The organism is Algoriphagus litoralis (assembly GCF_003259255.1).
Taxonomy (GTDB): domain Bacteria; phylum Bacteroidota; class Bacteroidia; order Cytophagales; family Cyclobacteriaceae; genus Algoriphagus; species Algoriphagus litoralis.
Window position 1 is genome coordinate 495,766 of record NZ_QGOL01000002.1, and the last position, 12,889, is coordinate 508,654.

The 12,889-nt window shown below is 43.6% G+C and carries 10 protein-coding genes; 7 read left to right on the plus strand and 3 right to left on the minus strand.

The window, feature by feature from the left end; all coding sequences use genetic code 11:
- Window positions 1-803 precede the first annotated feature (803 nt).
- Window positions 804-1,853: a hypothetical protein gene (locus DK188_RS02025; protein ID WP_111669109.1), complete on the minus strand. Its 1,050-nt coding sequence runs from the start codon at window positions 1,851-1,853 to the stop codon at window positions 804-806.
- A gap of 387 nt (window positions 1,854-2,240) precedes the next feature.
- Window positions 2,241-3,947 (minus strand): sulfatase-like hydrolase/transferase, encoded by a 1,707-nt coding sequence (locus DK188_RS02030; RefSeq protein ID WP_111669110.1) that lies wholly within the window; start codon window positions 3,945-3,947, stop codon window positions 2,241-2,243.
- Window positions 3,948-4,280: 333 nt separating this feature from the next.
- Here DK188_RS02030 and DK188_RS02035 point away from each other — a divergent pair, with 333 nt between their 5' ends.
- From DK188_RS02035 to DK188_RS02045, 3 genes are all read left to right on the plus strand, one after another.
- Window positions 4,281-4,844 (plus strand): TetR/AcrR family transcriptional regulator, encoded by a 564-nt coding sequence (locus DK188_RS02035; protein ID WP_111669111.1) that lies wholly within the window; start codon window positions 4,281-4,283, stop codon window positions 4,842-4,844.
- 160 nt (window positions 4,845-5,004) lie between these two features.
- Entirely contained in the window at window positions 5,005-6,753 is a 1,749-nt protein-coding gene (locus tag DK188_RS02040; RefSeq protein ID WP_111669376.1) for a TrkH family potassium uptake protein, read from the plus strand.
- A 214-nt stretch (window positions 6,754-6,967) separates the two neighbouring features.
- Window positions 6,968-7,657: a potassium channel family protein gene (locus tag DK188_RS02045; protein ID WP_111669112.1), complete on the plus strand. Its 690-nt coding sequence runs from the start codon at window positions 6,968-6,970 to the stop codon at window positions 7,655-7,657.
- A gap of 182 nt (window positions 7,658-7,839) precedes the next feature.
- Here the strand turns inward: DK188_RS02045 and DK188_RS02050 are convergent, their stop codons facing one another.
- Window positions 7,840-9,933, minus strand: coding sequence for an IPT/TIG domain-containing protein (locus DK188_RS02050; RefSeq protein ID WP_111669113.1), 2,094 nt, complete (start codon window positions 9,931-9,933; stop codon window positions 7,840-7,842).
- Between the two features lie 240 nt (window positions 9,934-10,173).
- Here DK188_RS02050 and DK188_RS02055 point away from each other — a divergent pair, with 240 nt between their 5' ends.
- The 4 genes from DK188_RS02055 to DK188_RS02065 all read left to right on the plus strand — a co-directional run bounded on the left by DK188_RS02055 (window position 10,174) and on the right by DK188_RS02065 (window position 12,819).
- Window positions 10,174-10,443, plus strand: a complete 270-nt coding sequence (locus tag DK188_RS02055; RefSeq protein ID WP_111669114.1) for a hypothetical protein — start codon at window positions 10,174-10,176, stop codon at window positions 10,441-10,443.
- 465 nt (window positions 10,444-10,908) lie between these two features.
- Window positions 10,909-11,085, plus strand: a complete 177-nt coding sequence (locus DK188_RS21610; protein ID WP_198672952.1) for a hypothetical protein — start codon at window positions 10,909-10,911, stop codon at window positions 11,083-11,085.
- 10 nt (window positions 11,086-11,095) lie between these two features.
- Entirely contained in the window at window positions 11,096-11,731 is a 636-nt protein-coding gene (locus DK188_RS02060) for a pseudouridine synthase (RefSeq protein WP_111669377.1), read from the plus strand.
- A gap of 116 nt (window positions 11,732-11,847) precedes the next feature.
- Window positions 11,848-12,819, plus strand: coding sequence for an AAA family ATPase (locus DK188_RS02065; protein WP_111669115.1), 972 nt, complete (start codon window positions 11,848-11,850; stop codon window positions 12,817-12,819).
- The last annotated feature ends 70 nt before the right edge of the window (window positions 12,820-12,889 follow it).

The following is a 12,889-nucleotide window of genomic DNA, read 5'->3' on the forward strand; positions in this document are numbered from 1 at the left end:
CGGGACAGGAGGCAATTAATGAACTGGAATTCAAATCCATGAATTGGAAGGATGCTTCAGCCCATTCCTAAAAGAAATTCTCAATCCATCGGGGCTTTAGCCAAATCATTCATGCTAAATCAAGACATATCTCCATCTCGGCGTAATCTATTGTCTTTCAGGGTTGTGGTTCTGTGGACGCTGGATGTAGAGTTACACTTAATTATCATTTAGAATTATTGGCCGTGTCCATTCCCATCCCGTAGGGATGATATCTGGGTAGAGAAAATTGTATACCCATATATATTCGACCCCGATAGGGGTCGTATTGATCTATCTAGCAATGTTTTCTACCGATATCCGACCCGTACCGGGTCATTTTTGCTAGTTTGAATTCCTTCGGAATTTGTAATTCCATTACCCAAATTCTTATCGAAGAATTGGGCTAAAGCCCGGAAAGCTCTCGGCTATTTTTTTCCCCCGTCCCGAATTATCGGGACAGGAGGCAATTAATGAACTGGAATTCAAATCCATGAATTGGAAGGGGGCTTCAGCCCATTCCTAACGAATCGCTAAATTCTATGGGGCTTTAGCCAAAATTTTTCCTCCAAGGGGGTACTTCCGAAATGGGGTAGGGTATTTCCGAAGGGCGTAATGCATAAATAAATAGACGAAAGTCATTTCCAACAACAAAAATTGGTGAAAGGCTCCATATCGCTCAGCGCACAGGAGATACAGGCTTCAAAAACACCCACAAAAAAGGCCAACACGCTGGTTGGCCTTTTGAAATTTGCTCCTGAGAATGACCTCCTGGGAGAAATGGCTTAGTCTTTAGTCATTTGGATAAAATTGGTTATACCTACATCGGTCAGATCTTTCATGGATCCTGAAGCTGCATTGACATACAAATCCCGATTGCATTCGGCAAAATGCGAAGCTACCGTACGTTGATCTCCCGATGTCATTACTAACTGAGTGTATCCTGTCTTTGAAAACATTTCCGTCTGGGCCTGAGTGGTTTCTTTGATTTTCTTGTCTTTGAAAACCCCTTCGAAGGATACCGCTTTCTTGGGTTCTACTTTGGCATGAAAAAGGGGGTTGTTTCCGATATCCAAACCTGACATAAAGCTCACCTGGGTAAGCAAGTTAGGTCCTCCGCCGAGGGACGCTTTATTCTCTGTTGGATCGACAAGTGGTTCAATCCGGTAATCGATCACGGCCTTGACTGAAGTAGATTTCGTCCAGGTATCTGCATTCGCATCTAAGTTTACAAAAGGAAACACAAAATTGACATCAGCGATAAATACATCATTGAGCTCTTTAGACATTTTGGGGGTATTGTCAAGTATTCCTCCCCCTGACTTTTCGCGACCTCCCTTGCTAATCCCCTTGACTAGATACTCAAAATTCTGAGGAGTGACCATGACATATCCTGCTGCTTGCGCATCGGAACTTGCTCCTCCTTTTACTTTGACCCATTCTGCAAAGTATTCGTAGGACGCGGCTTCCTCAGCACTCATGATTTCGAAACCTTGGCTTGTCAATTGTTTCGTAAATTCCGAATAGGCTTGATCTATCATTTGTTGAAAATCCTCCACATCTACTCCCGAAATCTGAACTCCAAGACTCGTAGAGGTTCCCGAAGTGAAGGTAGTTCGGTCTGCCCGTTCATTTTTTGAGCCTGAAGTCTTGGCTGAGGCCTCCTCAAATACCTCAAACAAAGCCTTGAAGCTTCGGATAAATACTTTTTTGGGTGCTTTGCTACCTTGATTTTTCTTGTTGAAACTAGTGGTTTTGATGTCCTTTTCGGACAAAACGTTAGCCGGTCCCAGCGCCGCGAACAGGAGCACAAAGACCAAGAGAATTGATTTCATGATATTTTTTTGGTTAGCCGGGATAAAGTTGAGGCTGATTGGAAAGCCAAGGAATACCAGAATCCCCCTATTTTATATCCGTGCCAGTACGTAGAGCAAGGTAAAAGTGTATTCTGAATTGTGCCTTACATCTGGTTTATGCATTGGAATTCGGAGCCGGAAATCAAAATTCAAAAAAATCGGGCACTTCAGGAATCGAGAAGTAGCGCTCCTGAAATGAAATCGATAAGTGATGTGAAACGACCCATTTTCAACTACAAAATGGAGTGAAGGATTAGGCTAAAGCCCGGATCACTGCTGCCTAATTTTTAGCCTCCAACCGATTTGGAGGCATTTGAAAGTAAATCCATGAACTGCAAGGCCGATTTATGCCAACCCAGTCTTAGCTCAATGACTTGTGGGATTGGAATAGTTTGCCCGATAGAGCGAATCATAGTGCCCGTTGTGGTCGTGAATTCCGTTGGTTTTGGCGTATTCCATCCAGGCTTGGATGAGTTCATTTTTGATTTCGGGAAATTCTTCAGAAAGATCCTGTGATTCGCTTGGATCTTTTTCTACATCATACAATTCCCATTCGCCAGAACCCAAAGGTGCCGGAAGTCGGAGGATTTTCCAATTGTCACGAATGTATGCTCTCATTTCAAATAGCTCCCATCCATATCCTTTGCCTGGAGGTAAGGAAGAAGCGGTTCCATTCAAGAGCGGGAGGATTGATCTACCAATTAGTGGATGAATGCTTTGTCCTTTGAACTGGCTGGGGTATGCTGATCCAGTAATCTCCAGGATCGTGGGAAGTATATCCGTCACATGGACCATGGATTTGTTCCACTGTCCGGCCTGTGTCATTTTGCCTGGCATTTTGATAATCATGGGAAGCCTGATCCCACCTTCGGAGGTAAAGCTTTTGAAATAACGAAACGGCGAAGAGGATGCCTGCGCCCATCCGGCTCCTGTTTCGATGTAGGAGCCTTTTTTGCCTCTGTTTTCTAATCGATTATCGAAACTGGAAAGGTATGTTCCATCTCCATTTCCGGGGTAGTCTCGAGCATGGGCACCGTTGGCACCATTATCGGATAAAAAGATGATGAGGGTGTTGTCATACATACCTTGATCTTTGAGATAGGTGATGATCCTCCCCATGCTCATATCCAAGTAATCCACCGAAGCGGCATAGACCTCCATATCCCGTGCATAGGCTGCTTTCTGATCGGGTGTCAGGCTTTCCCATCTAGGAACAAAAGGATTAGTAGGACTTGCCGTCAGATTCGTTGGAATGATCCCAAGAGATTGCAAATTTTCCATTCGCTCTGTCCAAAGCGAATCCCATCCCATGTCAAATTTTCCCTTGTATTTGGCTATATATTCATCCGGCGCATGGAGCGGATCATGTACAGCTGTGTAGGAGAGATAGGCAAAAAAAGGCTTTTGATCTCCTTCACCCCTGGTAATGAAACTCATAAGTGAGTCCGTGTAAGCTTGGCTGGAATAAAATTCGGGTGAGGGCTCAACCTGCACCCCATTTCGGGTATAATCCATATGCTGCAAAGGGGACAGCGCCTTCCGGTCATTCCAATGACTTCCGCCTCCAGTTCCCAATATAAAGGTCTGTTCAAAACCTCGATCAAAGGGATCCATTCCCTGACCCTCTCCGAGATGCCATTTCCCCGTCATATAGGTATGGTATCCATTTTCACGGAGGATTTCAGGAATAGTCACGACCTCCTTATTGAGATGGCCTTGATATCCCGATAGATTAAGTGCCTGCAAGGCAGGATAGTCCATTTCACTCATGATCCCGACTCCTGCGGTGTGATTATCATTGCCTGTCAGGAGGGAGGCACGGGAAGGGGAGCAAGTGGGCTGTACATAAAAGCGGGAAAATGAAATGCCTTCCTGAGCGAGCTTTGTCAGAACTGGAGTCTCAATATTTCCTCCAAAAGGTGCAATGTCACTATATCCTAAGTCGTCTGCCACTATTATTAGAATATTGGGTTTTGAGACTGCCAACACTTCCTGTTGGTTTTGTCTGCATCCTGAGCTGATTGAAAAAATTGCTAGGCCGGCACTGATAAGGTAGGTGAATCTATTTTTCATATATTTTCTTCCAAAGCAGAAAGGTAAAATTTATTGTAAACGATTGGCAACACAAACTCCAGATGAACAATAAATTAGACTGGCTAGTCTAGTTTGCAAAAAAATCCATTGAATTATTTGACTTAAAAGATGAAATGTTTTATTGAAGATTTACCTTTTTCTTAAGTGTCTAAAATCAAGAGCATTTAATGGTGATAGTATATTTGTTGAAGTCAGTCTTGGTGATTCGGTGGAGTTGGTTTTTTTAATTCCATAAAATCAGGAATTCAAGCTGGATCCAGATTATAATTGGAGGGATTTTAAGTATATTTTGTAGAAAAAAGCGTATTACTCATGAATGATTTTAACTATCAAAATCCAAAAAAGTCAAAACAAAAATGGATAGATGTAGGGTATGAATTATTTTGTGAAGAAGGTCATGAAGGGATCCAGATCGAGCGTCTATCACGTATCACAGGATTAAATAAATCAGGATTTTATCACTATTTCAGGGATTTTGAGCGTTATTTTGAAGTGCTTATGCAGGAGCATATTCGGAAAGCAAACACTATGGCAATGGTTCTTCCGACTTTAGAATCCTATGATCCTGATTTTTTGAATGTCATAGTGTCCAACAAATCTCTCTTTTGTTTTCATATTCAATTGATTCAAAACAGGAGAATTAAGCTTTTCTTAAATACTCACATTCTCGTCAATGGAATAATCGATAAGATTGCAAGAGAACTATTCGGGAAAGAATTGGGGCTGGGGGAAGAGGCCTCTGCAAAATATCATGACATGGTCCGGGATCTGTTTTTTACCAGAGCAGATCTTAAGAATCTTAATTATGAATTTTTACATTCACTTTTTTTAGAAGTGAAGGACACGGCGAAGTTGATTAATCAAGGAATAAAGTGAATTTGATTAGTTGCCCTAGCCGAATGTAATTGCAAAGGATGTTCGGAATTCGATTTATAATCGGGAAAAGACTATTTACCCATTGGCTTCCGATTTCAACTTTAGCAATAATTTTCCCTTTTCTTTTGCAAAACCAAAAGAGAAAGGGAACATTTGGCTCATGAATTCAGGCATCAAGTGGCTCAATCGCGCCGCCCTACTGGCAAGCTTTCTTGGTATTTTGGCTTTCGTGGCTGATTTTGGGTTTTACCAAAGTAAGTTTTACCAAGAGGTTTTTGACGGGTTTTACTTTATTGTCTTGGGCTTTGGAGTCATTTCCACTTTTGCCAGGTATGTCAGCAAGCGGATCATTCCTAAGCGGAAGGTTTTTATTTTTGACCTCCTGTCGATTGGATTTACATTTTGGATTTTCTACCTCTATCTCTTTGTGGGCGTACCCTTTGAGACGGATTTAATTTTGGAAAACCCCATTTGGGTACAATTGGCTGTCATCCTTACCTTTATCCGTGAAGCCTCTGAAGTCAGAATAAATTACAAACGGGCGATTCTCAATCCTGCCCAACTGTTTGTAATCAGTTTCTTTCTCATCATCGTGATCGGTGCTTTGCTCTTGATGACTCCCCGTGCGACTCATGAGGGCTTGTCCTTTGTAGATGCATTGTTTACGTCCACCAGTGCAGTCTGTGTCACGGGCTTGATCGTGGTAGATACCGGGAGTTATTTTACGGATTTTGGGCAGGTGATTATTTTACTGCTGATTCAAATCGGAGGTTTGGGGATTTTGACCTTTGCAAGCTATTTCAGCTATTTTTTCAAGGGAGGATCGACCTATGAAAATCAACTGGCGCTGGGTGATCTGACTAACTCAAAAAAACTTGGGGAAGTGTTTGGCACCTTGAAGGCCATTCTCTTGATTACTTTTGGGATTGAGGCTGTATCGGCAGTGTTGATCTACACGAGTTTGGATGCAGATTTATTTGAAAGCCATGCCAGAAAGGTGTTTTTCTCCGTTTTTCATGCCATTTCGGCCTTTTGCAATGCTGGCTTCTCCACCCTGCCAAATAGCTTGTACGAAAGTGGCTTTCGATTCAACTATCTGTTTCAGTTGATCATTATTCTGACCTTTGTGATGGGAGGGCTGGGATTTCCGATCGTGGATAATATCATCAGTTTTCTCAAGTACAAGCTCAGATCTCTGCTGTCGTTTGGACGGTACAAGGTCAACCATCGCCCCTGGGTACTCAATATCAACAGTAGGATTACTTTGGTGTCTACGCTTTCGATCACGCTGGTGGCTTTTATTGCTTTCTATAGCTTAGAATACAACAATACTTTGGCAGAGCACCGGGGATTTGGAAAGGTAATCACCGGTCTATTCGGCGCTACTACTCCGAGGACAGCCGGATTCAACTCGATCGATACGAGTGCGATGCTCTTTCCTACAACCATGATTGTATTTCTGCTGATGTGGATCGGGGCCTCACCTGCATCAACGGGTGGTGGGATCAAGACCAGTACATTTGCGATTGCAACACTGAATATTATCAGTCTGGCTAGAGGGAAAAGTAAAATTGAGGTATTCAGACGTGAAGTGGCGGATATCTCTGTACGGAGAGCCTTTGCTACCATTTCGCTTTCCTTGGTAGTGATTGGATTTGCTATTTTGCTGATCTCTGTTTTTGATCAGGACAAGAGTCTGATTCAGATTGGATTTGAGAGTTTCTCGGCGTTCAGTACCGTGGGTTTGAGTTTGGGGATCACAGCAAACTTATCTGAAGCCAGCAAATTGGTATTGACCGTGGTCATGTTTGTAGGAAGAGTGAGTATGCTCTCGCTGATGATTGCGGTTTTTAGGAAGGTGAGGTATAAAAATTACCGCTATCCGGTGGAGGAAATAGTGATAAATTAATATCCATCCCAAAATGCACCGTGTGATAAGCCACTAAGCACGTAATACAAGCAGTGGCATGAATTGAAAGTCTGATAAATAAATAGGAATGAAATCGAGCCTGCCTGAGGCAGACAGGCATGACACAAAGCGACACACAGAGGGATGCCCCGATAGCTTTCGGGGAATACATGTGAAGATTCCATGTGGCCGCTAAAAAACAAATAATAAACACATGAAATACATCATCGTAGGACTGGGGAATTTTGGGGCTTCCTTAGCGCAAAAGCTGACTGCCTCAGGCAATGAAGTAATCGGCATTGATTCCCGAATGGAGAAGGTCGATCTCTACAAGGAAAAAATCTCACATACGATCTGTATGAATGCGACCGACGAGTTTACCGTTTCAGGCCTTCCATTGCGTGATACAGATGTGGTGATTGTGGCTATCGGGGAAGATCAGGGTGCGAATATCATGGCAACAGCTCTCTTTAAGAACAATCAGGTAAAACGCCTGATCAGCCGAGCGATTAACCCGCTGCATGAGCGGGTTTTGCAGGCGATAGGGGTAGATGAAATCGTCCATCCCGAAGAAGAGACCGCCGAACGATTGGCAAAGAAGCTATGCATCAAAAATGTGGTCGATTCTTTCGAGCTGAGTGAGGAGTTTAGCATCATTGAAGCCAATGTGCCGAGTGAATATGTTGGCAAAACTATTCGGGAGATTGGGTTCAGACAGCACTTCAATCTGCTGGTGCTTACCATCATCAAAAAAGAAGAGGTAAAAAGCGTCCTTGGCAAAAGCAGGACCGAAGAGCGGGTTCAGGGTGTGGCCACACCGGATTTGGTATTGAAAGAAAAAGACATTCTGGTGCTTTTTGGTGACAATGATGATCTTCAGAAGTTTTTGAACAAGCGGTTTTAATCGCTGAGGAGAAGCTGTAGCCACTTGATTTTTTGAAAGAAATAGCCTCAAGGCAATCTTGAATTTACTTCCCTCGCATAGTTTATAGGAATTTGAAAAATAAATAGTGCGGATTGAATGATCCGCTATCGATAAAAAAAAGGACGGTCAAGCCGTCCTTTTCTCGTGGTTTTTAGCTTTTGCTACATTTTGACCTTATAAATTCCCCCTATCTGACCTGCGATAAAGTTTCCTTGTCCATCCGTAGGTGTCTGTAGGAGAATATAGGTATCTCCATTTTTGTCTACGACCATCACATTCCCGCGCAGCGTATCATCAATTTCATAGGCAAGAACGGGGGTGGTATTTCCGTTTCGCAAATAGGTTTGCTTGATAATGAATTCGCCTTTTTTTACAAAATTTCCTGTTTCACCTGCTTGGACACCAATGGTATACTCTGAATCCAAGCTGGCAAACATCCCGATGAAATCTCCATTGCGGTATTCCATTCCGACAATTTCTGCACCTGCACCATCAGCGGGCCGCAACGATTGAACAGTAGCTGACCAGTCAATCGCCCCAGTCACCTCAGCGCCATTTATTTGGCTGTAATGAAGTTCTTGGACTTTTTGATCGCGGATAAGGCGAAGCTTATTTCCGCCCATGGGGATCAATTCTGAGGCTCGTTTACTTTGGAAGTTGAGCAATGTTTTGGCATCTCCCATGTTCAGGTCAAAGCTGAGTAAATCATATCCACCTTGTGATCGGGTGAGAAAGATGCGTTCATCCGACACATACATTCCGGCAAATATTCCCCCAGCATTGATTTTGGTATTTCCAATCATGGCCGAAGTCTTAGAGGCAAGGTCAATTTTGAAAATATTGGTCGGAGCGAAAATCGCTGCCAGTGGGCTTTTGACTCCATACAAGTTGCCTTTTCCATCGGGATAAAGTGCCTGAGGGATGGTGCTTACAGCAGCCGTACCGAGCTCGGGGGTGTAGACCTTGTCATTGGCATCTACAATCAGTTGAGTAGATCGGGTATTCAAATCAATCTCTACGATCCCCTTGCTTCCGACTGCATATAGCTTATGATTTGGGCGATCGATCTCAAAAGTCCAAAAAGGCCCATATTCCGTGCTATTCATCAGGACTTCCTCAAAAGTCAAATTGCCAGATACTACTTGAAATACCTCATTGATCGGAGGGCCTACATTGACGGGTTCAGCGGTGATGGTGAGTTCGGGTCCTTCCACTGCCGGTTTTCCTTTACGAGCCACGGTGATTTTTCCTGTCTCGGTCCCTTCTGGGATTTTAATGGTGATTTTTGTCAAACTAGAGGAAAGGATTTGCATGGCTTTTTCCCCGACCTTCACTTCCAGTAGCGATGCATCCGCATCGAAATGCTTACCGTTGATCACGACTTCCTCTGCTACTTTAGCGGCCGCTTTATCTACAGATTCGATGATCGGCGCATAATAAAAGAATCCACTTTCAGCATTGGCGCCTAAGACCGTGAGGTAGAATTTTCCATGGTTTCCATTCTCGGGAACAGTCACCTTAAGTTCAGTGGCTGATGCGCTGGTAGGATTTCCCAAGACTAAATCACCCAACCGCAATGCGTTTTCACTTTTCAGTGCGCTGAAACCTGTTCCTTTGATCGTTACTTCTGTACCTGCAGGTCCATAATCCGGACTAATGGAAGTGATGGCAAGATTGGAAGTCGGTGAATTGATTTGGGAACGAGGTCTTTGGTTTGCCTTGAACTCTTTGATCGTCACTGTTCCTTTGGAAGTGAAGGTATTTCCCTGTGCATCTTTAAATGTGATTTCCCAGTCAAGCGTCAGGTTGTTACCATCTATTTTGATGACATACTTGCCGGATACTGCGAAGAATGTGTTGGGTGACTTTGAATATTTGACAAAGGATGGCGGTGTAGCGGTGATTTTTTGATTCTCTCCTGAGGGGTCTTTTCTAAGGCCAAAGGAACCAGAACCCATGACCGATGGAAATTCTTGAGTGAGCGTGACCGTGCCCTCTACTACCTCATCGATGAAAAATGTCAAGCGTTCACTGTTTGGTAGTTGCCCTGTGATCTCCAGAGCGCCGGTGGATTCGCCTTGATCAGAAAAATAGATTGATTGGATGGCAGAGGCCTCAAGTTTGAGTGCTTGACCTGCAAGCTCACCTTCCAATTTTGTAGAAAAGGTATCGATTGGTGTGGGGTTTTCCGGGTCATCTTTACATCCGGAAATAATAAGCAGCAAAGCTAAAAGCGTGTAAAATAAAGATTTCATATGTTTATAATTTATTTTTCAATTGCCATCTGGAATGCCCTTTGATAATCATCCCCTGCGTGAGAAGCCATTCTCATGGGCATTTCATGTGGTTATAATTTGAACTGTCACATAGCCTCTCCCGATCTTTCATCGGGATCCTGGCCATTTTACCATGGTTTGATTGATACTGAATTTGACTTTGAAATTTTAATCCGGTAGAATTCGAGGAGCTGCTGAAAACCAGTCTACGGGTTCCTTTTGAGCCGAATTCTCAGGTCCAATGAAGAATGGAGTACCTTTTGCGATTGGACTCCAGTTCGGCTAGTAAAAGGGAGTAATTCTGGTTGGACAGATCCGCATGTGCAAGTTGCCAACATGCCTGATTTCTTGAAATCCATGCTTTTTGGTATTTCATATCCGTGTTTTACGGTATTTCTATTTCTGAAAGGATTCAGCGGAATGACCAAAAAGTATGTCTTGGATGTTTGGCTTTCTTGCGAAATAAATCTTTTGGACCTGGAAGTATAAAGTTGCTATGATAGCGGGAAGAAATTCATTGAAGATTTAGCAAAACATTCTCTTTCTAGACTCAATATTAAATTTTGTCCGAATCGGAAAAGCTTAACACAGATTTTTTGGATATGTCTTTAATGTTACCGCATTTTTACGCCCATGTTAACAGATTTTGGGTTTTTGAAGCTCACCCTAGTTGTGATTCTTGCCACTTTTGGGCTCGTAGAGCTCATCCGATGGTTTATTTACAAGAAGAAGAAAGAATAGACCTGCCAGCCCCGTCGTTTTAAAGCCTTACTTCCCTTCCACTAGGAACTAGACAAAGAGCCAGAAGTCCAAGGAAAATGCTGAAAAAATCCAATTCGCTGATTTTCATTTGGTCTCATTTTTGTCCAATAAAATTCGGCGATTTAGCGGAACCATTTTTCCGATAAATGTTATTTTACCACTCAAACTCACTCAACCAAAAACACCACTTTTATGACCGAACAACAAAAACAAGCGCTCGAAGCAGCCATCGCTGCCCTGAAGGGCAAACTTACTGGAGACATGTTTGCCGATATGGAAACACGTGATGAAATCCACAATCTGGAAATGCAGCTCAAAGGTGTCAAGCCGATGGATTCCCATTTTGACTGTGTAGGCTGCGGAAGCTAAATTGGACAGGTTGGCCAGATACTTTATCATTTACAAGCCCTTTGGGGTTTTGACACAATTCACCGGAGAGGAGCCTACATTGGCTTCTCTTGGTGTTTTTCCACCTGAGGTCTATCCGGTCGGGCGATTGGATAAGGACAGTGAAGGCCTGCTGCTTATCACGGATGATAAGATGCTCAACCATCATCTGCTCAATCCACGATTTGGACATCAGCGGACCTATTGGGCTCAGGTAGAAGGAATTCCGACTCCAGAGGCACTTGCCAAACTCCGATCCGGCGTATCGATCCAGGTGGATGGCAGAGAATACAAAACCAAGCCAGCCCTGGCAAAAATCCTGGATCCTGCACCAGAGTTGCCGGAGCGGAATCCTCCCATTCGCTATCGGGCATCGATTCCGGATACGTGGATTGAACTGACACTCATAGAGGGAAAAAACAGGCAAGTCCGAAAGATGACTGCTGCAGTGGGGTTTCCGACTTTGCGATTGGTTCGATTTTCTATGGAAAAGATCACGATCAAAGGAATGAAATCGGGCGAAATCATCGAATTGGATGAACAGACGGTATACCATCAACTTGGCTTGACGGGTTTTGCGAAAACAAAAAGTCCTGTTCAAAAGAACAGGAGGCCGGGTCGTTCTTAAAATATCCTAAATACCGTCTATTTTTTGGGCAATACCGCTGCTAAGATTTAAGATTGCGGTTGGTTCAAATTCCCCTAATTTAGGCGTACCGTTCAGGTATCTAAAACTTGTATTTCATGCATCAGGAAAAAATCGCTGAGGTCATTCAGGAAGTAAAAAAAGTCGTGGTCGGTCAGGATAAAATGGTAAACCGCCTGTTGATCGGTCTCTTTACCAACGGGCATATCCTCTTAGAAGGTGTACCAGGCCTAGCAAAGACGCTGACTGTAAACACACTGGCAAAAGTTCTTCATTTGGATTTTAACCGAATTCAGTTTACGCCCGATCTTCTTCCTTCCGACTTGATCGGGACGATGATTTACAATCAGCAGAATGCAAGTTTTGAGGTGAAAAAAGGACCCATTTTTGCCAACGTAATCCTGGCAGATGAGGTGAACCGTTCACCGGCCAAGGTTCAGTCAGCCTTACTTGAAGCCATGCAGGAGAAGCAGGTGACCATCGGGGAGACGACCTTCCTACTTGACCGTCCATTTTTAGTATTGGCTACCCAAAACCCCGTAGATCAGGAGGGAACCTACCCACTGCCAGAAGCACAGGTAGACCGATTCATGATGAAAGTCCACATCGACTATCCGAGTAAGTCCGATGAAATGGAAGTCATGCGTCGCATGTCCAACATGCAATACAGTTCTGAAGTTAGACCCATTCTTTCGAAACAGGATATTTTCGATATCCGGAATGCGATCAATGCGGTAAACATCGCGGAGCCTTTGGAGAATTACATCATCGAGTTGGTTTTTGCTACTCGATTCCCGCTGCAGTATGGGCTGAAGGATGAAGCCAAGTACATCATGTTTGGTGTCTCGCCTAGAGCCAGCATCAATTTGAACCTTGCAGCCAAAGCAGTAGCATTCATGGACGGCAGGGACTATGTACTGCCTGAAGACATCAAAGAAATCGCCGAAGACGTGCTGAATCACCGAATTTTGCTCAATTATGAGGCAGAGGCAGACAATGTAAATACCCGCTCGCTCGTAAAAACACTCCTAGAAAAAGTGCCGATTAACAAATCGGTAACATTGAAATAATACAAATACTGAGTTTAAATGGCTTTCCGAGGGGAAAGCCTTTTTTTTTGTTTCACCTGTTAATCCAGTA

Bases quoted from the DNA above. Each gene is read 5' to 3' on its own strand.
- DK188_RS02025 (WP_111669109.1), bottom strand. From the start codon at position 1,853: ATGAAATCAATTCTCTTGGTCTTTGTGCTCCTGTTCGCGGCGCTGGGA.
- DK188_RS02030 (WP_111669110.1), bottom strand. From the start codon at position 3,947: ATGAAAAATAGATTCACCTACCTTATCAGTGCCGGCCTAGCAATTTTT.
- DK188_RS02035 (WP_111669111.1), top strand. From the start codon at position 4,281: ATGAATGATTTTAACTATCAAAATCCAAAAAAGTCAAAACAAAAATGG.
- DK188_RS02040 (WP_111669376.1), top strand. From the start codon at position 5,005: ATGAATTCAGGCATCAAGTGGCTCAATCGCGCCGCCCTACTGGCAAGC.
- DK188_RS02045 (WP_111669112.1), top strand. From the start codon at position 6,968: ATGAAATACATCATCGTAGGACTGGGGAATTTTGGGGCTTCCTTAGCG.
- DK188_RS02050 (WP_111669113.1), bottom strand. From the start codon at position 9,933: ATGAAATCTTTATTTTACACGCTTTTAGCTTTGCTGCTTATTATTTCC.
- DK188_RS21610 (WP_198672952.1), top strand. From the start codon at position 10,909: ATGACCGAACAACAAAAACAAGCGCTCGAAGCAGCCATCGCTGCCCTG.
- DK188_RS02065 (WP_111669115.1), top strand. From the start codon at position 11,848: ATGCATCAGGAAAAAATCGCTGAGGTCATTCAGGAAGTAAAAAAAGTC.